Here is a 24183-nt window from a genome sequence, read left to right as displayed (position 1 = left end):
GGACTTATCAATCTGTCCACAACGTACCAGTCTATTCAGAAACGCTTAAGTTATTGAACCGCCGTATACGGAACCGTACGTACGGTGGTGTGAGAGGCCGACCCGTTAGGGTCTCCTACTCGATTTTTGTGTTGGGTTTTGGAAGTGCCGGTAATGTAATGGGTGGTGAGCTTTGCTAAGCATTTTTAGCCACGTATTTATCGATAATTGCTTCGATGATGTACAGCTTTTTCATACGCACACCCACCCCAGTCTGTGTAAATAAAGTCAGTTGTTGTTTATCTACAGCCGTTTTTTGTTGAATCCGCGACAGGACTTTAATGTTATCAGTTGAAATCAGGGTCATAATTTTGTTTCTTTGGATACGTTTCCGCCGTAATGCTGGAAATAGCACAACTAAGATGCCTATGGTTGTTGCCAAAATAGAAGCTAAAGTTGATTTTGGCCGCACTAAGAAAATAATAAGTAGGTAAACGGCCGCTAGTAGGAACATTAAGCCGTTGTCAAAAATCTGTTTTTGTTTCAAAATACTTACCACCTTTTCATTTGAAGTCATGAATTAGGATACTTACTATTAAGTATAGATGAAAGGTGAGGCATGTGAAACGGATCGTGATTAACGTGGCTATATTGTAATTAACGTCGTAAAAGAAAAATGGCAGCCCTAAAAAGGGGTGCCATTGCCACAACTGATTAGATAAAAAATAATTAAGTAAAACAATATATACTTTTACATTCCAGAATGCAACACAAATATTATAGCTTATATTTTGCAAACCGTCATTATCTGAACATATAAAGCCAAACAAAACAATTTATTTCTTTTAACCTGTATACATTGTTTTACTCGACTTTCAAAAAATTATCGCCTATACTCAAAGCATAAAAATAAGAAGGGGGTATGAAATTGCGATTTGTAGTTGAGGCACAGCTTAAACACGGTTCGGGTAGCACAGATAAAGTGTTAGTCACACAATATTTTCGTTCAGCAATTGTTTCATTGATTAAGCAAGGCATTCAAGCAACAAATATATCTTTTTACCATGAGTTATTTGATGAGAATAAACTAAAGCTGTATACATTTGCGGTTTATTTTGACCAAGGGAAATTCAAAGGGGATACGATTGAAACTTCAGGCCATATCAAAATTAATATTTCGGCTTTAGATGAATGGCAAGCAGTCAATCTCTATAATGCGTTTGTCTATTTAAAACAGTCCCATCAGAATCAGCATCCGTTTCATAATCGTTTTGATCATCGTGATGATGACTTGCAGATTAGTATTTTAAGCATTCAGCCAATTCGTGAGCCACATGTTGAAAGCGATAGGATATTGGTTAAAACAGCTAGCCCCATCATTGCACGGGAAAAAGTCGACATTAAAAAGGACTTTTTTGTAAGCGCTACAAGGGATGAAGCCAAATTTAAATCCCTAGTTCAGGAAAATCTAAAGTTGAAGCTCGGGGATTACGTAACTAATAAAACAGACCTGGATAAGTTTGAAATCCAACCAGTTGAAATGAAAAAAACGGTTATTCGCATGTTTGACAAGTGTGTTGAAGCGAGTACCGGACGTCTATTAATTCAGGGACCAACCAATATTTTAGAAATGGCACTTAAATGTGGTCTAGGCTCAAAAACAGGATCAGGGGCAGGCTTTATTTTTAAAATTTAAGAAAGGAGGAAAATTATGGATGGAATTTTATTAGGTACAGATACATGGCTGAATGCGGCCAGTACAGTTGGCGTGATCAATATTTTAGGCTTGAATAGTGAGCAATTAAGTTCAACAGATAATCAAATTACCATTAAGAAAGAAATGTTGGATGATTTTGCTACACGCTACTTTTCTTATTTTGTAAAAACCTATGCACGTACTTCTAATTATACGAAAGTCATGAATTTTAAAAATTGGTTGGAGCAAACAAACTTCTTCGAAAACGTAGATTTTGACAATTATGCTAAATTTTCAACTGAACTTTCAGATACGGTAAAAAAATATTTAACTTCCGCTAGTTATAAGTCCGCTTATACACTTGTTGATGGCAATCTTGATGTCATTGCGGCACTTAAAGCCTTGCCTAGATTACCTAAAGTTACTAAGAAGAATTGGGTACAGAAATCGCCACAGGTTGTAGAAGCTGTCAAACAAACTCAGCCAATTATCAATCAAATTTTCAAATATCTTGAGACACCAGAGGCAAAGAGGTTTATACCGGCCAAAGTTGTTCAGTATTCTGTAATTCAAAAAGCTTGGGGTGGTATTAGTTTCTTGAATCCGCAAACTAAAATTAAAGATTTTTATGAAGATTACGATCAATCGTTTGTGCAGCCAATCCTTAATTATATGGCTACAGATCATGCCAAGGATAAATACATTTGTGCAAATTGCGGCCGGCCGATGAAAAAGCGAGATTTGAGTTATGGTTTTTTGGAATTCATGGGGTATGACTTGAACCGAAAGACTTCCAATGCCTGGCAGTTTAATAGTGACTTATTTATTTGTCCAATTTGTCAGTGGCAGTTTAGCTGTCTGCCAGCAGGCATCAATTATGCAGGTCAGTCTGGTATCTTTATCAATGCAAATTCAAACATTGAAAGTTTAGTCGATATTAACCGAGCGATAGATGCTGAAATGCATTATGATATCAAGCAACAAGGTTACAACAGTCCCTATGGCGCTATGGTTGAGGCATTAAAAGATACGGAGACAGACCGTGCTGCAATCTATGAAGCAGCTGACGTTCAAATTGTTCGCTATGAAAATGAACACTATACATTTAGTATCATTCCCAGAGCCCTGCTGAGAACACTGAATAGGTCAGAAGGCAAACGACTTAAGTTATTGCGAGGTTCTAGATTCGTTTTCAGTGGCGTTAGATATTATCTCTATGATGAAGTTGTAAAAGCACTATTGAATAATCAAAATCTTTTTAATCTGGCAAGGCGGATGATGTATGTTTTGATCAATGATCCAAGCAATGCCAAAGTTTCGGCTAATCAGTATCTCAACACGTTAATAATTAATCATGCATTTTTAGAGGAGGCAAAGATAATGACCAATACAGATCTGACGTTAGATGATTTACAAAAAATAAAGGGTAGTGGCAGCCATCTTAGAGAACGTTTTGAGAAACAAGAAGGTAACCTAAATCGTCTAAATAGTACAGCCGTTAAATTGTTACAGAGTCTGAATGCAAATGATAGACAACGATTCATGCAAATTGTTTTGCGGCTTTACATGGAGATCGGTACTGTCGTACCTAAAGTATTTGATCAGATTTTTCTGGATGACAATTTGTTTCAAGAAATTGGTCTAACATTCACGTCAGGCATCATCAGCAGTATGGCTCCAGAACCAGTCAAACAATTAAAGGAAGGTAATGAATAATGGCAATTAAAGGACTAACAGCGACAATCATTTTTGAGGCTGAATCAGCAAATTACGGTGAAAGTATGGGAAACTTTAGTTTATTGAAAAAAATGACTCGAGAGGATGGTAATCAGTATACATACATCTCGCGGCAAGCATTACGATACAACATTGTTGACCAGTTAGGGGAAACACCAGCAAAACTAACCAACGCTGGTAGTGGTAATAAAACCGTTATTCAATTTGCACCGGAAGCAACTATTAAAGATTATCCGGAACTAGACTTCTTTGGTTATTTAAAAACTGAGAAGAGTAAAAATGGGGACGTTCGTTCAGCTAAAGTGCGTTTGTCTAATGCCATTTCATTAGAAACCTATAAAGGCGATACGGACTTTTTGACAAATATGGGATTAGCCGCACGGATGCGGAAGCAAGAGAATGATCCTAATATTTTCAATTCTATTGCCCAAGCGGAAATTCATCACGCTTATTATCGTTATACCGTCACAATTGATTTGGACCAAATTGGAATTGATCTTAATAATGAAGAGAATAATATTGACAATCAGGAGAAATCAAGACGTGTGCAAAAGCTTTTAGATACAATTGCTTTTCTATATCGGGATATTCGCGGCCGCCGAGAGGACTTAAAACCACTGTTCATTATTGGTGGCGTCTATGATTTGAAAAATCCGATTTTTGAAAATGTGGTGACTTTAAAAGACGATAGTATTCAAATAGCCCCAATTACAGAAGCCATGAATCAAGAAATTAAGGCTAATACAGCCGTTGGGATTGTTGCCGATAAATTTGGTAACTCAGATGACGTGAAACGTGAATTGGGGGCTAGATCTGTTTTAGATGCTTTCGACACGTTAAAAACAAAGGTAGCTGATTATTATGAAGGGCATTAAACTTTGCCTACATCAAGAAACAGCGAATTACCGCAAACCAGCTAGTTTTGGCTTACGCGAGACCTATCCTTTGCCACCCTATTCAACGATTATTGGAATGGTTCACTATTTAGCAGACTTTCAAACTTATCATCCGATGAAAATAAGTGTGCAAGGTTCCTATTTTTCGAAAACAAATGATGTATTTACACGCTATGAATTTAAAAATGGCGCAAAATTTGAACCATCTCGACATAATATCAATGTTAATGGTATGGGTGTGACTAGGGGAATTGGATCCACAGAATTATTAGTTGATGTTGATTTGATGATTCACATTGTACCGGCTGATGAACAGGACTTAGAGCTGATTTATCAAGCTTTAAAAAAACCAAGAGCTTATCCCGCACTCGGTCGGCATGAAGATCTGGCTGTTTTTGAATCTGTCAATAAAGTAGATATTAATGAAACTGAAATCGAAGAAATGACAAATGAGCAATATCATAAGGGAAATCCAAATTGGGCTGCCTATTTCCCAATAGATTTGATTACCGAAACAGAAACTGTTGAGGTTGAATCAACCGAAAGTAATGTTGCGGGAACAAGGTACCACATTCCTAAACGTTACGAATTAAAAAATTATGGTAATAAAAAACAACCCAAACTAGCTCGGGTATGGGTTGAAAAACCAGAAGTAATTTATGGTTCACAGTTCTACCTTTATGATGAGCAGTTAGTTGACTCTGAGGGTGATTTGGTTTTCTTAGCTTAAGGTGGTTTCGCAAATGACATATTATGCAAAATCTGAAAAAGTCGATGGTGAACGCAAGTACGGCGAGACTATTGCTGAACATACCAATCATCTTTTAGAACAGTTTCATGTTTTAAAACAAATTTATCCTGATGTTTTAAATAAGAATGATTGGACGTTATTGAAAATAGCGGCTCAATATCATGACTTGGGTAAAATGAATAGCTTATTTCAAAAACGATTGCTTCAAGGCGGGAAGCCCTCGTCTGAAGAAATCCCCCATGCGTTGTTAAGTGTAACTTTAGTCCCAATTAAAGAAATACAAAGCGATTTTGACCCTAAGCAAAAATTAAAGGAAGCTAACCATACTAAAGCCTTGATTCACGCAATTGCCTATCACCATGAACGTGATTTTTCGCATATTGAGTTAACCAATTATCAAAAGGCTATTGATTTACTGAAGAATGATGCTGCAAAATTTGACTTTTCGGAAATAAATAATTTTGATTATCCGCCCCAATTGGTGCCACAAAAAATATCGAATCGATTATTAAAACCAGGCAAAAAGCTATTAGGTAAGGATCCAGCATACCACCTATACGTCATGATCAAAGGTCTATTAAATCGGTTAGATTATGCCGCGGGTGGCCATTATCAAGTGGAATATTCGAATGACTTTTTACCGCAAGCACTGGCTGCCAAGTTAGCCGGTTTTAAAAAGGACAATCCGAATGCTGATTGGAACGAGATGCAACATTTCTTAGCAGACCATGCTGATGAGAGTCAGGTCGTGATTGCGCAAACCGGGATGGGTAAAACTGAGGGCGCTTTGCTTTGGCTAAAGCAAGGTAAAGGCTTCTTCGTGCTACCATTAATTGCCGCAATCAATAGTATTTATGACCGTATTGTAAAAATGACACGTGAAACTTTTGATGGAACGGCAAAAGATGTCATTGAGGATCGTGTCGGTGTTTTGCATTCGGGGACTTATGCCAAATTAATTAGTGATGCGAATATTTCAGAAGATAATCTAACCAAATATGCAGAATTAACCCGAGCGATGTCGCTACCTTTGACGGTGACGACGTTAGATCAAATCTTTACTTTTGTTTTTCATCCAGCGGGCTTTGAACGACAGCTTGCAACTTTGGCCTATTCAAAAGTTGTTATAGATGAAATTCAAAATTACGACCCGCAATTACTGGCTTATATTATTTACGGGTTAAAAGTGATTCAAGACTTTGGCGGTCAATTTTTAGTGATGACAGCAACTTTACCGCCACTTGTGATTGATCTAATGCGCCAAGAGTATATTCAACTTCCTGCGCCAAATGTATTTTTAGATACCAAAATTACGCATCGCCACCGGGTCAAAACAATTCAGGCTGAACTTGAAGCCACAGATATTATTGATCAATATCGTGGCGATAAGATGCTGGTTATTTGTAATACGGTTAAGAAGGCCACGAATTTGTATCGGGCGGTGCAAAAACTCGATCCCAAATTAAATGTCCATTTACTGCATAGCCGCTTTATTCGCAGGGATCGAAATGAGAAAGTTAAACAAATTCTTGCAACCAAAAATGATGATCAGCCAGTTATCTGGATTACGACGCAAATTGTTGAAGCCTCAGTAGATATTGATTTTGACATATTATTGACTGAATTATCTGAGCTAAGTGGCCTGTTTCAACGGATGGGACGGGTATACCGTCGGCGTAACTATGATGGCGAAACGCCGAATGTTTTGATTTATGATGGTGGTGAAAAAACCACTTCAGGTATTGGTTCAGACAAAAAATCAGTGGTGGATATTGATATGTTTCAACTTTCCAAAGCTGCAATTCAAGGTCTAGATAGACCGCTGAGTGAACAAGATAAATTAGATTTGATCAATGAAACCTTTACGACTGAGAATTTAAAAGATAGTCAATACTATGAACGTATGACAAAGGTAATAGGTTATTTAAAGGCAGTTCAAGATGATAATCCGTCATTAAATGAAGTTAAGCAAAGATTTCGTGATGTCACTAACGTTGATGTGATGCCTCAGTCAACTTATGATGACAATCAAGAGGAGGTTGATCACCTGGTGCGAGTACTTAATGGTGATGACCCAAAGGCACGACGGCGGTTGCCACGAATTGAAGCCCAAACTAAATTGGAGCAATATTTGGTGCCTATCGCTCATTGGCGTGTTCAAAATTATGCACAGAGAAATCTGGGCCTGAAATATTTGCCAAATCTCAAAGTTGTTGATGTTGCTTATAGTTCTGAAATTGGGGTTGATTTCGAGAAGTTTCCTGGGAAAACCGAAGATAAATCTAGTGGAAACAATATCTTTTGAGGTGAAACTATGAGAATCACAGGTAATATGATCAATTATTATTTTGTCTGTCAACGAAAACTTTGGCTTTTTACACACCAACTAGATTTTGAAGATACTAGTGAAGCAGTTCGTATTGGTAAAATTATTGACGAGTCTACTTATAGTCGTGAACACAAACAATATCAAATTGATGGCATTATCAATGTGGATATGATTAAGAATTGGTCTACAATTCATGAAGTCAAAAAAGCAAAATCCATAGAAGACGCGGCTGTTTGGCAATTGAAATACTATATGTATTATTTAGAGCAACGTGGCGTACCTATAACCAAGGGTATCTTGGATTACCCTAAACTTTTTCAACGACAGGAGTATCAATTAACTGCAACTGATCGTAAAAGAATAAGATCAATTTTGAATTCTATCCAAGAAGTTGTAAACCAGCCTAATGTACCACCAGTGCATAGATTACCATATTGCAAAAGCTGCGCTTATTACGAGTATTGTTTTAGTTAGCCTAAGGGGATGAGCAGGTGGAGAGTTATTACTTGTTTTCCAATGGTCGCTTGGCTCGGAAGGATAACGTTGTACGAATGGAGGCAACTGACGGCCGATACAAAGATTTAAAGATTGAACTAATTCGTGATCTCTATTTATTCGGAGAAGTGGACACCAATACGAAGTGTTTGAATTATCTTGCTCAAAAAGAAGTTCCGGTTCATTTTTTTAATTATTATGGTTTCTACACGGGATCTTTTTATCCCAAAGAGAGTAATGTCTCAGGGACTTTGCTAGTCAAACAGGTCGCGAGTGTGATTGATAAGAAACGGCAATTACGCTTGGCACAACAGTTTGTTGCAGGTGCGACAGCTAACATTTTACGAAATCTACGTTATTATAAGCAGCGTGGACGTGATATTGAAACAAGTATTGATAGTATTAAAAGCTTAGAAAAATTAATTCCACGTGCAAATGCAGTTAGTGAATTGATGGGAATTGAGGGGGATATTCACAAATATTATTATGGCTGTTGGGAGGAAATTTTAAATCATAAGTATGAATTTACAACTCGTGTCCGCCGACCACCAGATAATATCGTGAATACCTTGATTTCATTTGTGAATACGATGGTATATACTGCATGCTTATCACAGATATATGTTACACAGTTAAATCCTACGGTTAGCTTTTTGCATGTACCGAGTGAGCGACGATTCTCATTAAGTTTAGATATATCAGAGATTTTTAAACCATTAATTAGCGATCGATTGATATTTTCATTATTGAATAAACAGATTATTACCGCCACTGATTTTGAAAATGGTTCAAATGGCTTATTTCTAAAACGTACGGGCCAGACAAAAATTATCACTGAGTTTGATAAGTATTTGAAAACAACCGTACGTCATCGAGATTTGAAACGCTCGGTTTCTTATCGGCATTTGATTCGACTAGAATGCTACAAACTGATCAAGGATCTTATGGGTGAAAAAGCTTATGAACCCTTTGTAATATGGTGGTGATCCGACATGTATGTAATTTTAGTCTACGATCTTTCCCAAGAACGCAATGGTGCTAAAACACAGCGATGGGTATTTAAGATCTGTAAAAAGTATTTAACACATGTCCAGTTTTCCGTTTTTGAAGGTGAATTATCTCAGTCCCAGCTTGAAGCATTGAAAGCTGAGTTAAGACCCTTTGTAAGGGATGATTTGGATTCAATCATTATTTTTAAGAATCAAAATAAGAACTGGCTTAAGAAAGAATATATTGGTCAGGATCGGGAAGATTTAACATCTAATATCTTTTAAAACTGTCGATGGTCAGCTCTGTATTTTTGATGGGGTATCGACAGACAGTAAAACAGGCGTAATATCAACATTACGGCCGGACTTAACAGATTATTTTAGAAAAGAAAATGTAATTTTGGGCATATCGACAGAATAGTGCATGAAAATATGCTATTCTATTGATGTAGCTTTGTCTGGGGTTTTTATCTAATAGAACTGGAATGTAAATGTCGACTACCTCCTCGTGCTTCAAAAAGCTATACGGTTTTTATCTAATAGAACTGGAATGTAAATAGCCAGTTACACGTGTTTTATCCTGGACATCATCGGCGTTTTTATCTAATAGAACTGGAATGTAAATAGCTGTTTCCAGAAACATACGGGAATTCAATCAAAGTTTTTATCTAATAGAACTGGAATGTAAATCCCGTTAATGGATTTTTGAAAAAGGTTGAAAATCCAGTTTTTATCTAATAGAACTGGAATGTAAATCACAAAAGGACATTGCTGCACTTAAAAAGAATGACGTTTTTATCTAATAGAACTGGAATGTAAATATTCTAAATGGACACAAGGAGATGTAAGCTCTTATGGTTTTTATCTAATAGAACTGGAATGTAAATACAAAAGGCTCAAATGTATTGGGACATCTTATAGGGGTTTTTATCTAATAGAACTGGAATGTAAATATTGCTAGTGCTTCAGCTGTACCAAGAGGTTTGGTCTCGTTTTTATCTAATAGAACTGGAATGTAAATAATCATCTAATAACATCGAATTGTAAGCCCCGTCGGTTTTTATCTAATAGAACTGGAATGTAAATTCAAATCGCCGTATAGGTCATTTAATTCGTCGTAAAATGTTTTTATCTAATAGAACTGGAATGTAAATTACTACCGTCGGAGATCAATTCATTTTCGGCCGTATGTTTTTATCTAATAGAACTGGAATGTAAATCAACCAAAGAAGTGAAATCGCTATTAGATGCTACGAAATCGTTTTTATCTAATAGAACTGGAATGTAAATTGAACTTCGTGAGCATTGTTGTTAGCCGCATAGTTCTCGTTTTTATCTAATAGAACTGGAATGTAAATCCTAATAGTTATTGCGGTTGTAGACTGCAACATTGAAACGTTTTTATCTAATAGAACTGGAATGTAAATTCTTTTCACGCTTTAATTTGTCAACAACGTTATACGTTTTTATCTAATAGAACTGGAATGTAAATTAAACCAGTTGCCACCGCGAAGAAATATCATTCTTGGTTTTTATCTAATAGAACTGGAATGTAAATTGTTCAACTTTATTTATCTTGTTTCCAGTAGCTTTAGTTTTTATCTAATAGAACTGGAATGTAAATTGTGAGCTTGAACACCTCTGATGTTGGGTCATATTAGTTTTTATCTAATAGAACTGGAATGTAAACTTTGCAATCTTCTACTCGTTTTCCTTGTTGCAATGGTTTTTATCTAATAGAACTGGAATGTAAATTACTCAGCTTGCCCTTGCCCTTTATCCGTTTAGACGTTTTTATCTAATAGAACTGGAATGTAAATTTTTTATAGATTGTCAGTTCAAGCTTTCCTAAATCAGTTTTTATCTAATAGAACTGGAATGTAAATCGATCCAAGACGCCGCTTTGCGACAAAGAATCATTGAGTTTTTATCTAATAGAACTGGAATGTAAATTCGATGACCGGCACTGTGATACCCACCATCTTGTGTTTTTATCTAATAGAACTGGAATGTAAATATTTTTGCCCTTTTTGAGTTTAAAACTGAACGTTTTGGTTTTTATCTAATAGAACTGGAATGTAAATCCAGATACCGCTGCTAGATTTAGAACCCCAGGCATAGGTTTTTATCTAATAAAGATGGAATGTAAATGACGATGATCTTGATCAAGAAACACTTGAATGAGCTCGTTTTTATCTAATAGAACTGGAATGTAAATTACAAGCAACAACATGCTTACCCTCATCACCCAAAAAGAACGCAACTGAAAAAATATCAGTTATGTTCTTTTTTTAACTCGTCAACTCTATTTAGTTGAAATAGTCATATTATGGGTCATCGTTGAAACATATTTACCCGGCTTTAATTGATTTGGCGTGGTCAAGGTAATGTTGTTGGTATTGCTAGTATCCGCATTACCCGGCTGGTAGTTTAGGACTAAATTGGTGGGTACATGAGTGTCTGTCTTAAAAGTAGAATTTTTACTGTACACCACTTGTGCGCTATCTTCAGAGAAGATGGGTTCACTCGTGTGATTTTTCTGAATCAATCCCAGAGTACCACCTGTATAATATTGGCTTAAATTATAAAAATTATTATTTTCGGCATTAAACAAACTTGGTAAGCCTAATTGTAATTTAAAAGTATCGGTTGGAATTGAGTTATCAGTGGGACCATTTGTTCTTTGAATCTAGGCCTTTTCCCTACAGACAGCATAATTCAAAATATGCTAGGATTAATTAAAAATGAGACGAGGTAACGTGATGCAAACAGCAATCAATTTAGGTGCAGTAACTGTCGGTGGCCTTGAACCAACTAAAATTGCCGCGCCACTTACTGGGGCTACTTTAGCTGAAGTGCGGGCACAATGTCAGGCAGTTATTGCTGATCCAGCGGCAGCTATTGCTGAATGGCGCCTAGATTATATGACTGAAACGGTATCGGATGCAGCTATTTTTAAGGCTGCCCAAGGTATGAAAATGGACTTGAAAGCGGCTAATAAAGCTTTGCTAGCTACGGTACGGACTCAGGCTCAAGGTGGCAATTTCAGTGGGGATGCCGAGGCTTATTTGAAGCAATATCAATTGATTTTACGACAAGAATTATCGGATGCCATTGATTTAGAGTACACCATGGATCACGAAGTACGCCGCCAAATCTTAAAAGCAAGTGGGCTTTTAAGTCGGCCGGTGATTTTAAGTTATCATGATTTTGAACGCACCCCTAAACTGGCTGATCTCAAAGAATTACTTCAAGAGATGGCAGCTTTACCCGCGCAACTATTGAAAATTGCCGTCCAACCCCGCTCTCGCCAAGACGTGCTGACGATTTTTGAAGCTGCTGATTGGGCGGCTGATCATTTACAGCAGCCACTGGCTATTATGGGCATGGGTAATTTAGGCAAAATAACCCGTGTTAGTGGCAATATTTTTCCTTCAGCTTTGACTTTTGCCAGTGTTGGTCAACAGCTTTCGGCACCGGGTCAGCTGCCAACAGATTTCGTGGCGAAGGTACTGCAGACATTCGAGCGTAATTAATGGGCTTTTTGGCTTGAACTTTATATAATGAAGCCAATTGATCGTTTCTAATAATGATTCAGGAGGCATAATTATGAAAATCGGTATTTTAGGCGGTGCTGGCCGTGCTGGTGCTTTCATTTATCAAGAAGCGCAAGCACGCGGCCATGAACCAGTGGCGATTGTGCGCAATGAAGCCAAAGCTAAAGCCAAATTAGGTGATGAGGCACACTTGTTAGTGAAAGACACATTTGACTTAACGGCGGCTGATTTAGTGCCATTTGATGCGATTGTTGATGCTTTATCTGTCCCTTGGGGTTCGGGGAAGGGCTATTTGCATCTGGATATGGCGACACATATCATGCATCTATTAAGAGACACGCAGGCAATAGCTTTATTTATCATTGGTAGTTCTAGTCTAGAGATTAATGGGCAGGTCATTTACCATACGTTTGATGCAACAACAGCGCAGCAGCCTTGGTTCGATGGCGCGCGCTATCAGTATTTTGAGTATATTTATTTGCAAATGAATCCAGAAGTCAATTGGATCGCGGTTTCACCTGCAATGGCTTTTCCAACTGGTCCCAAAACGGGCTATCTGCGTGGCAAAGATGAATTATTAGTTGATGAAGCGGGCAATTCACAAATTAGTACGGGCAATATGGCTGCAGCTATTTTAGATGAATTAGAACAACCAAGCGCGATTCATAGCCGTTTTACGGTTAGAGATAAATAAATTGCAATTATAGGGTTGACAGATAATAACTTGATTAGTAATATAGATACAACATTAATATTTAATTAAAAAGCAATGAAAAGATAAGTAATAAGTGACCCAAAGCAAAGAGAGTTTATGGTTGGTGTGAGTAAACGTGCGGGGACTTATGAAAATGGTCTTGAAGCGAAATATTGCCGAGTGGCGACACGACATAAGGTGATATTGGGCGCGCCCATTACAGCGCTGGAGTCTAGTCGGGTTTTACGGCCGACTGTACTCTTTGAGTTAACTAGTGTGAGCTGGTTAAAAATTAAGGTGGTAACACGAGATCGATCGTCCTTGGAAGTTTTTAATTTCTGGGGGCGTTTTTTTATTGTTATTAATGTTATGGCACAAAATTATTTTTTAGAAGGAGAGATTCATATGTCAACTATTGTTAAAACTAAGTTTCCTAACCGCTATGATGTGGTCGGTAGCCTGTTACGCCCAGCAAGATTGAAGCAAGCTCGGGCTGATTTTCAAGCACATAAGTTCTCTGAAGCAGAGTTGCATCACGTGGAAGATGAAGAAATTAAACGGATCGTGAAAAAACAGGTTGAATTGGGCTTAAAAGATGTCACAGATGGAGAGTTTCGACGGAGTTGGTGGCATTTAGATTTTTATGATGGTTTAAATGGGGCTGAATTTTTCACTCCAGCCCACGGTTATAATTTCAACGGTGAAGAGACGCGTAGGGGCGGCATCAAGATCACTGATAAGATCACTTACAATCCTGATCATCCCTTTTTTGCCGGGTTTGAATATTTACAAAGTATTGTCCCTGATGGTGTCACCGCAAAACAAACAATCCCCAGCCCATCAGTTTTCTTTCCGAGCGATGACGCTAAAATTGTAGACACCCATTATCACAATTTAGACGCTTTCGTCGCCGATGTAGTCTTGGCCTATCAAAAGACGATCCAGCATTTTTATGATCTGGGCTGCCGTTATTTGCAAATCGATGACACGTCATGGGGGATGTGGGCTAGCTTCTCTGAAGGTACATTGAATCCAGACTTAGTGCCGTTAGCTGAAGCCGCCGTAAGAGCCATCAATGCCATCGCCGACAACAAGCCAGAAGACTTAACTTTGACCATGCACGTTTGCCGGGGCAATTACGACTCAACCTGGGCCGGTGCCGGGGCTTATGACCCCGTCGCTGAGTACCTAGCGCAACTCCACATTGACGGTTATTTCTTAGAATACGATGATGCCCGTTCTGGCGGCTTTGAACCTTTAGCCAAAATTGCGGCTAATGGCTTGAATCATCAACGGGTGGTACTCGGCTTAGTAACCTCTAAGAAACCAGCACTGGAAGCACAGACGCAATTAATTGCGCGGATCCATGAGGCAGCTAAGTACATCCCTTTAGAGCAGCTTTGCTTATCTTCCCAATGCGGCTTTGCTTCCACCGAAGAAGGGAATCGGTTGACGGAAGCCGATCAATGGCGCAAACTTCAATTAGTTGTAAATACAGCTAAAGCAGTCTGGGACATATGATGATAAACAAAAAGGAGCGATAAACAATGGTTGCACCATTATCAGGTGAGTTGAAACAATTTGTAGCAGAGCACGTGGTGGATCGGCATAATACGAATTCGGTAAAATGGGATCTATTACAAGACAAGTATGGGGACGCCAATCTTTTGGCAATGTGGGTGGCCGATATGGAGTTTAAAGCACCCCAAGCGGTTCAAGATGCCCTTGTTGCTCGAGCACAGGCCGGGACTTTTGGGTATTCTTTCACACCCCAGAGCTATTATGATGCTTTTATAAATTGGCAGAAGCGGCGTCATGAGGTGACTTTGCAGCAAGATTGGATCCGCTTTGACACTGGTGTGGTCAACTCTTTGTATCGTGTCGTCAATTGGCTGACTGAACCCAACGAAAAGGTAGCCGTTTTGCAGCCGGTATACTACCCCTTTACGGAAGCTATCGAACATCAAGGGCGTAAAGTTGTTTCTGTGGATCTGCTAAATGGTGATCAAGGCTGGCAGATCGATTTTGCTAACTTGGAAAAAACGTTCCAACATGAGGACATTAAATTATTACTCTTCTGCTCGCCGCATAATCCTGTGGGCCGTATTTGGTCAGAGGCTGAATTAGAAGCCGTTTTAAAGCTTTGTCACACTTATGGGGTACAGCTGGTCTCTGATGAGATCCATCAAGATTTTGAAATTGGCAAGCAGCGCTTTACGTCCGTATTGAAAGTGGCCGATGGGGCTTATGCAGATCAAGTGATTGTTTTAAACGCCGCTTCAAAAACCTTCAACCTGGCGGCATTATTGAATTCTCATGTGATCATTCCTAACGAAAAGTTACGTCAATCGTATGATGCCTTTGCAGAAAGTCAGCATATTGTTGAGGGCAGTCTGCTGGGTCAAGTTGCGACAGAAGCTGCTTATAACGAAGGTGAGGCTTGGTTCGATAAGTTATTGGCCGTGATCCGTTATAACTATCAATATTTAAAAGACACTTTGGCTGAGAATGTCCCCGAAATCACTGTATCTGATTTGCAGGGCACTTATTTAAGCTATGTGGATTTGGCTCCGATCATTCAACCAGAGGAAACGGAAAAATTTATTCAAGAGACCTGTGGTTTAGCAGTCGATTATGGTGCTTGGTTCTCGCCCAAAGATCAGACTTATATTCGTTTGAATTTGGCGACGAGTCCAGAAAATGTTCAGGCAGCGACTGATCGGTTAGTCACACAATTAAAACAGAAACGAAATAGGTAGAAAGTAGGTTGAAATATGGTAAAAGTTGAAACTGATCATGCACTCGCCTTTGATTCTTTAACTGTTCAAGGTGTACCCGCGCGAAAGAATGAGTACGGCGCTATCATGCCTCCAATCTTCTTATCAACGACTTATCGTTTTAAGGATATTGATCATCAGGGTGCCTATGAGTATATACGAACACAAAATCCGACGCGTCAAAAAGCTGAAAACTTAGTGGCTCGTCTAGAAGGTGCAAAACACGCTTATGGCTTTACGTCTGGCATGGCAGCATTAAGTACCATTTTTGAGCTGCTGGCGCCCGGCGACCACGTGATCAGTTCCAGCAATATCTATGGTGGTACTTACCGATATTTCATCGATTTCTTCCAGAAGAAACAAATTTCCTGTCAATTTCAAACGGATTTGAATCAATTGAGCGATTCAGACTTTGAACCAAATACAAAAATCGTGTTTTTAGAAACACCAGCTAATCCTACGTTACGCGTGGTTGATATTGCTCGTGTAGCTGAGTTGACCCACGCTCATGGTGCATTGCTGGTAGTGGATAACACGTTCATGACGAGCTATCTACAAAAGCCCTTATCTTTAAGGGCAGATGTCGTTGCCTATTCGGCTACTAAGTTTTATGGGGGACATGCAGATTTGTCGGCTGGTTTTATTGTCTGTAATGACGATAGTTTGGCGGAAAAATTTGAGTTTTATCAAAATACGTTAGGCGCTACCTTAAGTCCTTTCGATAGTTATACGCTGATTCGCGGCACGAAAACCATGGCATTGCGCTTAGACCGACAGCAGGAAAATCTAAAATATTTGCGGGAAACATTGGATAAACACCCTGCGGTCGCCCGTGTACTTTATCCGGGCTGGTACTCTAATACCGAAGCTGTTATCCAGCAAAAGCAAGCCAATGGATTAGGCGCCTGTTTGTCCTTTGAGGTCAAACCAGAAGTCGATTTAGGTGTATTCTTCGATGCGCTACAAATGATTGATTTGGCCGTTAGCTTAGGCGGCGTGGAAAGTCTGGTATGTCAGCCTAAAACCATGACCCATGAACCCTACCCTGATGAAGCCTTGGCTAAGATCGGCGTCACAGATAGACTTGTGCGTTTTGCGGTAGGAATCGAAAATAAAACTGACTTGATTTGGGATATGACCCAAGCTTTAGATAAAGCACGACAGTAAATAGCGTAGACAAAAACACCACAATCCTTTTATGAGGTTGTGGTGTTTTTGGTTACTCTGACATACATCGACAAGCACTACAAATAAAAAAAGCCGCCCCGCTGTAACTTTGGCAGGTTACGGGACAACTAAAAATCGATCTGACACTAGCCACCGCCTTTGAAGCGGCTTGCACGGGAAGTCCTAAATTTAGAGGGGCTTCCTTTTTGATGTCTATATTATACCATGTTTAACAAATACTAGCTAAAATGTTTTATTAAATAAGAGTTTTTACAAGTTTCAATTCATCATGAATTGGAATGCCGGCGTCTGATTTTAGGGGAATTTCCGGTTTGGTCTGACGAGCGCGATCAACAGCATCTGGAAAAATAGCAACAATACGGTAACCACGCTTTTGATAAAACTTTAAAGCAGTCAAATTATCGTTAGTCGTAACCAAAGTAATTATTTTGGCACCTTGATTCTTAACATAGCGCTCCAAATAATTGATCAATTGAGTACCATAACCTTGATTTTCAATGACACTATCTAACGAAATAATCTCAACTTCGAAACGCTGATTGACATATGTGATTAAAGCTACGATTTTATTATCTTTCAAAAGTACAAATCCAGGTAAAGCATCCAGGTTATAGGTGCCACTAGAAATCACCATTTTAGTATTTCCCCAATGATTTTGGAAGAATTGTTGTCTTTGTTTTAGTGGCACTTCGGTGAGTTTTTTTATTATTATATTAGACATAATTTCTTACGCTACACCTATGCAATGGCACTATCAAAGAACTCTAGCATATCTTCTTTGGAAAGATTAGCTTTGGTTGTTTGGTCATAGTCTTCGGCAATTTGACCAGCATTCAGGACTAAGAGGCGATTACCGTAGGCTAGGGCGTCGTCTAAATGGTGGGTGATCATAAGACAAGTGAGCTGACGTTCAGAAATTACTTGATTGGTGAACGTCATGAGTTGCGCACTGGTTTTAGGATCTAGGGCAGCTGTATGTTCATCTAATAAAAGGAGATCTGGTTCTGAAGAAACGGCCATCACTAGACTCAAAGCTTGACGTTGACCGCCGGACAGATCTCCAGTTGGGGTTTCAAAACGATTTTCCAAACCATTTTCAAAAAGGCTCAATTCCTTAACAAGTTCTTGGCGCTGCTGTTTTAATTTGCGCAGTTTTAACCCGCGGTGCTGGCCGCGTTTTTGCGCCAGTAATAGATTTTCGCCGACGGTCATTCTGGGGGCTGTTCCTAACTTAGGATCTTGGAAAACCCGGGAAATGTACTTTGCGCGTTTTTCTTCAGAAAATTTGGTAACATCTTCGCCATTTAATAAAATCTGTCCGGAAGTAGGGGTGAGGTGGCCGCTGATGACGTTGAAAAGGGTACTTTTACCAGCGCCATTCGTCCCGAGAATGGTTACAAAATCTCCGGGGTAAATATTTAAGTTGATGGCTTTCAGAATATCGATGTCTTGACCGCCGTTGTTAACGGTAACGGTCACATTATTTAGTTGTAACATTGGCTGTTTGTTCATGACGGGCCACTCCTCGCTGGATTAATTTTTGTAGCTGAAATTTATTTTTCAAAGCAGGTGACATTAGGGCTAAAGCTAATACGATAGCTGAGATCAGCTTTAAATCGTTGGTATTGAAGCCAAGTTGGAGCACGAATAAAATCACAATACGATAAATGATACTGCCAAAGATCACAGCTAGCAACCGTTGGGTCATGGTAAGGTCGCCATAGACGACTTCACCAATGACAACTGCAGCTAAACCAATGACGATGACACCCATGCCCATATTGACATCAGCATAGCCGTCATTTTGGGCAATCAAGCCACCGGATAAACCGACAAACCCATTAGAGACCACGAGGCCAATAATCTTCATGGTATCGGTATGTATCCCTAGCGAACGAGCCATATCTTCATTGTCTCCAGTAGCGATAAAAGCTTGACCCAAGTCTGTTTTTAAGAAAAATGTTAAGAGGACAAAAGTCAAAGCTACCGTCAATATACCCAAAATAATACTGTTAAAATAGGGTGGTAACTGATCATAAAGCCGGCTGGTAAACAGTGTTTTGGCATTGAGCAGAGAAACGTTTGATTTTCCCATGACGCGAAGATTAACAGAATAAATCGCCGTCATCACTAAAATACCCGCTAATAGAACTGGAATTTTACCTTTAGTATAGAGTAAACCTGTTGCCAGTCCGGCTAGACCACCAGCTATAAATGCCAACAGCGTCGCAATCAAAGGCGAAATGCCATTGGTAATAGCCGTAACACAGACGGCAGCGCCCACAGGAAACGAGCCTTCAATGGTCATATCCGGAAACCGCAAGATTCGAAAACTTAAAAATAACCCAATACCTAAGATACCATATAATAGACCTTGTCCAATTGCTGAAGTGACTAAACTCATTTGATCAGTTCTCCTTTCGTTTGTGCCTCATGAATCAAGTTTTCGGGAATTTGGATACCAAGTTGCTTGGCGGCTTTCAGATTCAAGACCAATTCACCTTTATCAATGACTTTAACAGGCGTTGTGGCTGGTTTTGCCTTACCTTCCAAAACATCAGCGGCCATATTGCCGGTGGCGACTCCGAGCTTGTATTGATTGACACCAATCGTAGCTAGACCCCCATCGTGAACCATGGTCCCTGCCGGTGGGAATAAAGGCACACGAGCGATGTTGGCATTCTTTACAAGAGTTTTCATCGCACTGGCGACGTTATTATCCTGGGGAATGTAAACCGCCTTGACCTCTTTTAACATTTGTTGGGAGACCTGATCTAAGTCGTTCGTGGTGCTGATCGTATAAGGCTTGATCGTCAGCCCATATTTCGGGGCAATCGTTTTTAATTGGTCTACGGTAGTTTGTGAGGAAACACTGCCAGCCGTATAAATGACACCTAAAGTTTTGACATTAGGCATGATTTTGTGAACTAAAGCAATCTGAGCATTTGTCGGATTACGGTTAGAAATACCGGTAATATTGGCGCCAGGATGAGCTAAGTCTTTAACAAGACCAGCTGAAACCGGATCGGTGATCGCACCCATGATCATTGGGGTAGATTTTTGAATGTTTGCCAGTGATTGGGCTGCGGGTGTTGCCACACCAATGGTTAGGTCGGGGTTTTTAGTGTTTAATTTTTCGGCCATGGATTTTAGATTACTTTGATCGCCTTGGGCATTTAAGACAGTGATATGCGCGGTTTTACCATCTTGATAGCCGCGTTTAGCTAGCTGGTCGATGGTGCCCTTGGTGATATCATCTAGCGCTGGCTGCGATAGGGTTTGTAAAATGCCAATTGTTGGTAGTTGCTTAGCTTGTGTTTGCCCAGCGGTTTTGGCTTTAAATGAGAAGCCAGCCACACCGAGAAAAATCAGTATAATTAAGATGGATGCATAAAGTCGTTTCATTTCCATTCCTCCTAGAAATAAATTAAGTAATTAAAAAGACGCAGCCACAATATTTCTTTGCGGGTGCGTCTTTTTGAAGATAAAGAAAGCCCGCATAAATCGAATTACCGATCCATGCGAGCTATAGTAAGAAGGTCTCAGCATAGATACGGTCTACGTTTGGTAGACCGTATCAAACACGATCCACCGCTAGTGGCTTTGCCACCAAGCAGCGGAAGTCCAAGTATGTAAACTTAAAGATCGTGTCATTGTCATGCTGAAAACTTCCTTTCTTTTCTCATCTTTGATTAACTTATTTCTCATTTAACCATGTAGGCAAGTGTACGTCAAGTAAAAAATGAATTATTTTGAAATTAGTTGATGATTTTCACGCTCTAAACGCGTTCACAGTGCCAATCGTTTTGCTTAACTACGAATTACTTGCAGGTGCAAGCACCTACTGCATAATTCTAGATTAATGCGCAACGCTTACCCAGCACTGTTCACGCTCTGATTAAGCTTTGCCGATTTCGTTGATTTCTTCTTCGGCTTGTTGTGTGATTTTAACTTCTTTATTGTGGGATACTTCGGAGAGCTTATCCATGGCATCTTCACGTGTTTTGATGATATCCATGTTGAAGATAATACCTTTGATGATCCCATTTTCATAGTCGAATAATTCAAAAGCTAGATATGGATCTTTCCCAGCATCATGCAACTCTTTATCAAGTTTATCACATAATGCTTGACCTTTTTCACCGTTATCAATATCTGCAGAGTCTTCCGCAGTTAAATAACCCTTTGTTATAATTTTTTCTGATAAATCAGTCATTATAATCGCCTCTATAATTTATTATAGTTCTTTTTTCGGTATGTGACGCACTCAAGTTATAAATAAAAAGTTTTTTGAAATTGAATTACTGCGCAAAGTCAGATTATTCGCGGTATAATTTAAGAAGATAAATACGTGATCAAGGAGGGGCCACAATGGCAGAGGATAAAACGACAGATTTAATGAATTTTCAGCCGAAACCTTTACTATTTAGTGCCTCTTTGGCTGATGCATTGGGCGTGAATTTATCGGCAACACAAGCTGATGGCATGCCTGATTATAGCCGGCAGCCGCTGATCCCTCATCCCACTATCCCGATTGCGCACCAAGAACAAACTGTAAATGATCCTAAGCTCGAGGCAGCTAAGGCAGCATACCAACAAGCCCAGCAGCGGACAAAGCTGACGCAATTAGCATTGCAACAAGATCGACAACAAAACCAGCAGCAACACCAAGCCGTGACGAAATATCAACAACAATTGACGGCTGGATTGGCTCAAGCCCAGCAACAGGCGGCAGCCCTAGAGAAGCATTATCAGGAATTGACGGCACAACGTCAGAAATTGGTTCAAAATAAGGCTACGCAGTTGACCGCAAATCAACAAACAAACGCTGATTTACAGCAACGTGTCAATACAGCTAGTGCCGAATTACGTCGGTTGCAAGATAATGTGGCAGTTGGCACAGACCAGGCAGCAGCTCAGACCCAGGCCACACAAGCCTACTATGCTCAGGAACTACAAAACGGGAAACAACAATTACAACAAGCTTTACAGCGACAGAATGATATTGAGCAGTCTTTTGACCAACAATTAACTGAGATTCAACGTCAAATTGAACAAATGACTTTGCAATTGAATGCAAGACAAAATGAGAGCTTAATTTTTCAAGCCAAGTTAGCAGATTTAGCGGTTTCGAGTCAAACTGTGACAGCAGCAGAGAAAAAAACAACAGCTAAAGTTCAAGCGGCAATCGATGCTGAAGCGAAGGCTTTTGATACGCTGATGGCATTGAAGCGGCAACGTAGTGGTCTATCAGAAGCCCAGCAGCACGCGATTGCTAGTGTGCCGCAAGCTAGTGAAATCGAGCAGGGACCATTACAATATGTTGCGGTAACAAGATTTCAAAGTGCTGGCTACCAAGCTTTGAGACAGGCAAATACGGCTAGTTCAACGTCAATCTATTTTTTACCGCCGACAGCGATTGCTGGGTTTGCATTGGATCTAGATCAATCTTTATTGATTACCGATCGTGAAGTTGTCGGTTCACTAAGAGAACTATTGGCCGATGTCGGTACCGCTGATCCTATTGAAGCAGTGGATACTTTGAATCGGGCACCAACCAATGGCAATGGCCGCTCTCATCGGGCGTTATTAACTTATGTTTACCAACGTCAATTGACCTTGATCACAAAGTATCAGACGACCGAAGCGCGCTCGGTTTATCAGTTAGCCAGTACTAAGATTGCAACGGATCCCAAGCATGACCGGTTTAGCTATCCTAAGTCCTTTCGGGAATATCGGGTTAATTGGCAGCAGAGTCAGCTAACTTTGGACGATGATCCTGCGAATTATTTACCAAGCTATTTAGCGGGCGCCAATGGCAATGGTATCCAAGCTTTGGAAGATATTAATGAGGATATTGCCCGAGGACGTTTGTTAGCTCGTAAAATAACGCTGACTTATGAATTTGCACCTGTTCAGGAAAGAATTTATCGTGATGAAAAACCAAGGCCAGCTGATTCAAAACCAAGCGCCACAACGACTAAGAAACTATTTGGCAATACGAATACGCAGCAATCACAGACAACAGCAACAGATCAACTAAATTCGTTGTTAGGGACCTATGGGATTGTTAAAATTAAACGGGGCGGCTATTTGGATAGTCATATCATGCCCCGAAAATATTAAGCAGAGGTGATCAAATGTCAGAACAGACAGATAAATTAAAAAAATTTGTTTTGGAACGGACCAAGCCTGACCAAACAGAGCAAATGACCCAGTTGATCGATGAAGTAAGTCAACGCCACGATCAAAATAAATTAGATACAATGTATCTCATGTCGATCGTGCCTAAGGCGATGGGCATGATCAAGCCTGAAGCTATGGGTGAGGTCAAAGCCGCACTTGATAAGTTTCGAAAAAAGTAGGCTTATCGTAATTCAAAAACATAATATCCGTAAATCAAAGCAGTTGGTTGCAAAATATTAATTTTGAGCCAGCTGTTTTTTTTGTATCAGTTGATGACATCATATCTATATTAATTTATTTATATAAATATGGGTTAAATATACTTAAATTCAATATAGTACTAATTATTAAGCCTTTAAATATTAAAATGATATACTTAGGCCGACTAAGAGTTATTAAAAAATTATTGAGGATTTATTTTTATCTCTTGAATTTACAATTTAAGTGCAAATAAAAATGACCCATAGCTAGAATCCTGTACAATAAAGGTGCTACCAACAACATTATTGAAAGAGAGGTCTTAGCTATGAGCCACTACCACCATCTTACCATAGAAGAACGAGAACAGATATTTTTAATGCATGCCCAAGGAAAAAGCAGCTTAACTATTGGACGGGCCCTTAAACGTAGTCCTTCAACGATCTATCGTGAGCTTGCTAGGAATCAGGACACACATAACTACTCACCTGCTAAAGCACATAAACTCTATACAGACAGAAAGCGCAATTGCGGTAGGAAAAGAAAGCTGACAGATCCTGAGAGTCTTAAGATCGTCCAACACCTGTTTTTAGAATGCCATTGGTCCCCTGAAGAAATTGCGAACCGCTTAGTGGTTGAACATCATCAACTCCAAATCAGCTACAATACGATCTATCGGGCTATTCAAAACGGCACATTCGACCAACAAAA

The 24183-nt window shown here is 39.5% G+C and carries 23 protein-coding genes, 1 CRISPR repeat array and 1 other annotated feature; of the genes, 16 read left to right on the top strand and 7 right to left on the bottom strand.

From position 1 onward, the window contains the following. Nucleotides 1-175: 175 nt before the first annotated feature. Entirely contained in the window at nucleotides 176-526 is a 351-nt protein-coding gene (locus tag FHQ08_RS10775) for a hypothetical protein (RefSeq protein ID WP_230914421.1), read from the bottom strand. Between the two features lie 381 nt (nucleotides 527-907). On the opposite strand from FHQ08_RS10775, the gene cas6 reads away from it, so the two are divergent. Genes cas6 through cas2 form a run of 8 tightly spaced genes read left to right on the top strand, consistent with a single transcriptional unit; the run spans nucleotide 908 to nucleotide 9157 of the window. Continuing rightward, complete coding sequence (cas6, locus tag FHQ08_RS10770; RefSeq protein ID WP_230914420.1) at nucleotides 908-1675, top strand: CRISPR-associated endoribonuclease Cas6; 768 nt, start codon at nucleotides 908-910, stop codon at nucleotides 1673-1675. Nucleotides 1676-1690: 15 nt separating this feature from the next. After that, nucleotides 1691-3391 carry a type I-B CRISPR-associated protein Cas8b1/Cst1 gene (cas8a1, locus tag FHQ08_RS10765; RefSeq protein ID WP_230914419.1) on the top strand — a complete coding sequence of 567 codons (1701 nt, stop codon included), beginning with the start codon at nucleotides 1691-1693 and terminating at the stop codon, nucleotides 3389-3391. After that, a complete protein-coding gene (cas7i, locus tag FHQ08_RS10760) occupies nucleotides 3391-4287 on the top strand; it encodes a type I-B CRISPR-associated protein Cas7/Cst2/DevR (protein ID WP_230914418.1) in 897 nt (298 codons plus the stop codon). The genes cas8a1 and cas7i overlap by 1 nt, the downstream gene beginning before the upstream one ends. Next, entirely contained in the window at nucleotides 4274-5038 is a 765-nt protein-coding gene (gene cas5, locus FHQ08_RS10755; RefSeq protein WP_230914417.1) for a CRISPR-associated protein Cas5, read from the top strand. Before cas7i ends, cas5 begins: the two co-directional genes overlap by 14 nt. 13 nt (nucleotides 5039-5051) lie before the next feature. Then, nucleotides 5052-7364, top strand: coding sequence for a CRISPR-associated helicase Cas3' (cas3, locus tag FHQ08_RS10750; RefSeq protein WP_230914416.1), 2313 nt, complete (start codon nucleotides 5052-5054; stop codon nucleotides 7362-7364). Nucleotides 7365-7373: 9 nt separating this feature from the next. Continuing rightward, entirely contained in the window at nucleotides 7374-7862 is a 489-nt protein-coding gene (gene cas4, locus FHQ08_RS10745) for a CRISPR-associated protein Cas4 (RefSeq protein WP_230914415.1), read from the top strand. Between the two features lie 17 nt (nucleotides 7863-7879). After that, nucleotides 7880-8869 (top strand): type I-B CRISPR-associated endonuclease Cas1b, encoded by a 990-nt coding sequence (gene cas1b, locus FHQ08_RS10740; protein ID WP_230914414.1) that lies wholly within the window; start codon nucleotides 7880-7882, stop codon nucleotides 8867-8869. Between the two features lie 6 nt (nucleotides 8870-8875). Further along, on the top strand, nucleotides 8876-9157 hold the full coding sequence (cas2, locus tag FHQ08_RS10735; protein WP_230914413.1) for a CRISPR-associated endonuclease Cas2: 282 nt from the start codon (nucleotides 8876-8878) through the stop codon (nucleotides 9155-9157). 178 nt (nucleotides 9158-9335) lie between these two features. Beyond that, a CRISPR array of direct repeats spans nucleotides 9336-11090; the repeat unit is 30 nt; unit sequence GTTTTTATCTAATAGAACTGGAATGTAAAT. An 87-nt stretch (nucleotides 11091-11177) separates the two neighbouring features. On the opposite strand, the gene FHQ08_RS10730 is transcribed toward cas2, so the two are convergent. Then, nucleotides 11178-11420, bottom strand: coding sequence for a hypothetical protein (locus FHQ08_RS10730; protein ID WP_230914412.1), 243 nt, complete (start codon nucleotides 11418-11420; stop codon nucleotides 11178-11180). A 196-nt stretch (nucleotides 11421-11616) separates the two neighbouring features. Between FHQ08_RS10730 and aroD the strand changes: the two genes are divergently transcribed. The 5 genes from aroD to FHQ08_RS10705 all read left to right on the top strand — a co-directional run bounded on the left by aroD (nucleotide 11617) and on the right by FHQ08_RS10705 (nucleotide 17067). After that, complete coding sequence (aroD, locus tag FHQ08_RS10725) at nucleotides 11617-12408, top strand: type I 3-dehydroquinate dehydratase (RefSeq protein ID WP_230914411.1); 792 nt, start codon at nucleotides 11617-11619, stop codon at nucleotides 12406-12408. Between the two features lie 73 nt (nucleotides 12409-12481). Then, nucleotides 12482-13123 carry an NAD(P)H-binding protein gene (locus tag FHQ08_RS10720; RefSeq protein ID WP_230914410.1) on the top strand — a complete coding sequence of 214 codons (642 nt, stop codon included), beginning with the start codon at nucleotides 12482-12484 and terminating at the stop codon, nucleotides 13121-13123. 66 nt (nucleotides 13124-13189) lie between these two features. Beyond that, nucleotides 13190-13449 (top strand) — a binding site (T-box leader). Nucleotides 13450-13528: 79 nt separating this feature from the next. Beyond that, nucleotides 13529-14644: a 5-methyltetrahydropteroyltriglutamate--homocysteine S-methyltransferase gene (locus FHQ08_RS10715; protein WP_230914409.1), complete on the top strand. Its 1116-nt coding sequence runs from the start codon at nucleotides 13529-13531 to the stop codon at nucleotides 14642-14644. A gap of 26 nt (nucleotides 14645-14670) precedes the next feature. After that, nucleotides 14671-15882: a MalY/PatB family protein gene (locus tag FHQ08_RS10710; protein ID WP_230914408.1), complete on the top strand. Its 1212-nt coding sequence runs from the start codon at nucleotides 14671-14673 to the stop codon at nucleotides 15880-15882. A 15-nt stretch (nucleotides 15883-15897) separates the two neighbouring features. Beyond that, nucleotides 15898-17067, top strand: a complete 1170-nt coding sequence (locus FHQ08_RS10705) for a trans-sulfuration enzyme family protein (RefSeq protein ID WP_230914407.1) — start codon at nucleotides 15898-15900, stop codon at nucleotides 17065-17067. A 256-nt stretch (nucleotides 17068-17323) separates the two neighbouring features. Here the strand turns inward: FHQ08_RS10705 and FHQ08_RS10700 are convergent, their stop codons facing one another. The 5 genes from FHQ08_RS10700 to FHQ08_RS10680 form a co-directional block, all read right to left on the bottom strand. Further along, on the bottom strand, nucleotides 17324-17809 hold the full coding sequence (locus FHQ08_RS10700; RefSeq protein WP_230914406.1) for a GNAT family N-acetyltransferase: 486 nt from the start codon (nucleotides 17807-17809) through the stop codon (nucleotides 17324-17326). A gap of 17 nt (nucleotides 17810-17826) precedes the next feature. Next, the gene (locus FHQ08_RS10695; protein ID WP_230914405.1) at nucleotides 17827-18600 is read right to left on the bottom strand and encodes an ABC transporter ATP-binding protein; all 774 of its coding nucleotides are present in this window, start codon (nucleotides 18598-18600) and stop codon (nucleotides 17827-17829) included. Beyond that, nucleotides 18569-19492 carry an ABC transporter permease gene (locus tag FHQ08_RS10690; RefSeq protein WP_230914404.1) on the bottom strand — a complete coding sequence of 308 codons (924 nt, stop codon included), beginning with the start codon at nucleotides 19490-19492 and terminating at the stop codon, nucleotides 18569-18571. The genes FHQ08_RS10695 and FHQ08_RS10690 overlap by 32 nt, the downstream gene beginning before the upstream one ends. Then, nucleotides 19489-20493, bottom strand: a complete 1005-nt coding sequence (gene trpX / locus FHQ08_RS10685; protein WP_230914403.1) for a tryptophan ABC transporter substrate-binding protein — start codon at nucleotides 20491-20493, stop codon at nucleotides 19489-19491. The genes FHQ08_RS10690 and trpX overlap by 4 nt, the downstream gene beginning before the upstream one ends. A 493-nt stretch (nucleotides 20494-20986) precedes the next feature. Next, complete coding sequence (locus FHQ08_RS10680) at nucleotides 20987-21304, bottom strand: hypothetical protein (protein ID WP_230914402.1); 318 nt, start codon at nucleotides 21302-21304, stop codon at nucleotides 20987-20989. A 155-nt stretch (nucleotides 21305-21459) separates the two neighbouring features. Here FHQ08_RS10680 and FHQ08_RS10675 point away from each other — a divergent pair, with 155 nt between their 5' ends. The 3 genes from FHQ08_RS10675 to FHQ08_RS10665 form a co-directional block, all read left to right on the top strand. After that, nucleotides 21460-23214 carry a hypothetical protein gene (locus FHQ08_RS10675; protein ID WP_230914401.1) on the top strand — a complete coding sequence of 585 codons (1755 nt, stop codon included), beginning with the start codon at nucleotides 21460-21462 and terminating at the stop codon, nucleotides 23212-23214. A gap of 14 nt (nucleotides 23215-23228) precedes the next feature. Then, nucleotides 23229-23453: a hypothetical protein gene (locus tag FHQ08_RS10670; protein ID WP_230914400.1), complete on the top strand. Its 225-nt coding sequence runs from the start codon at nucleotides 23229-23231 to the stop codon at nucleotides 23451-23453. 347 nt (nucleotides 23454-23800) lie between these two features. Further along, the coding region (locus FHQ08_RS10665; protein ID WP_230914399.1) for a helix-turn-helix domain-containing protein at nucleotides 23801-24183 on the top strand (383 nt) is incomplete at its 3' end.

The organism is Agrilactobacillus fermenti (assembly GCF_021030645.1).
Taxonomy (GTDB): domain Bacteria; phylum Bacillota; class Bacilli; order Lactobacillales; family Lactobacillaceae; genus Agrilactobacillus; species Agrilactobacillus fermenti.
The sequence above is the reverse complement of the archived record's forward strand: the minus strand, read 5'-3'. Positions and strand labels throughout refer to the sequence as shown.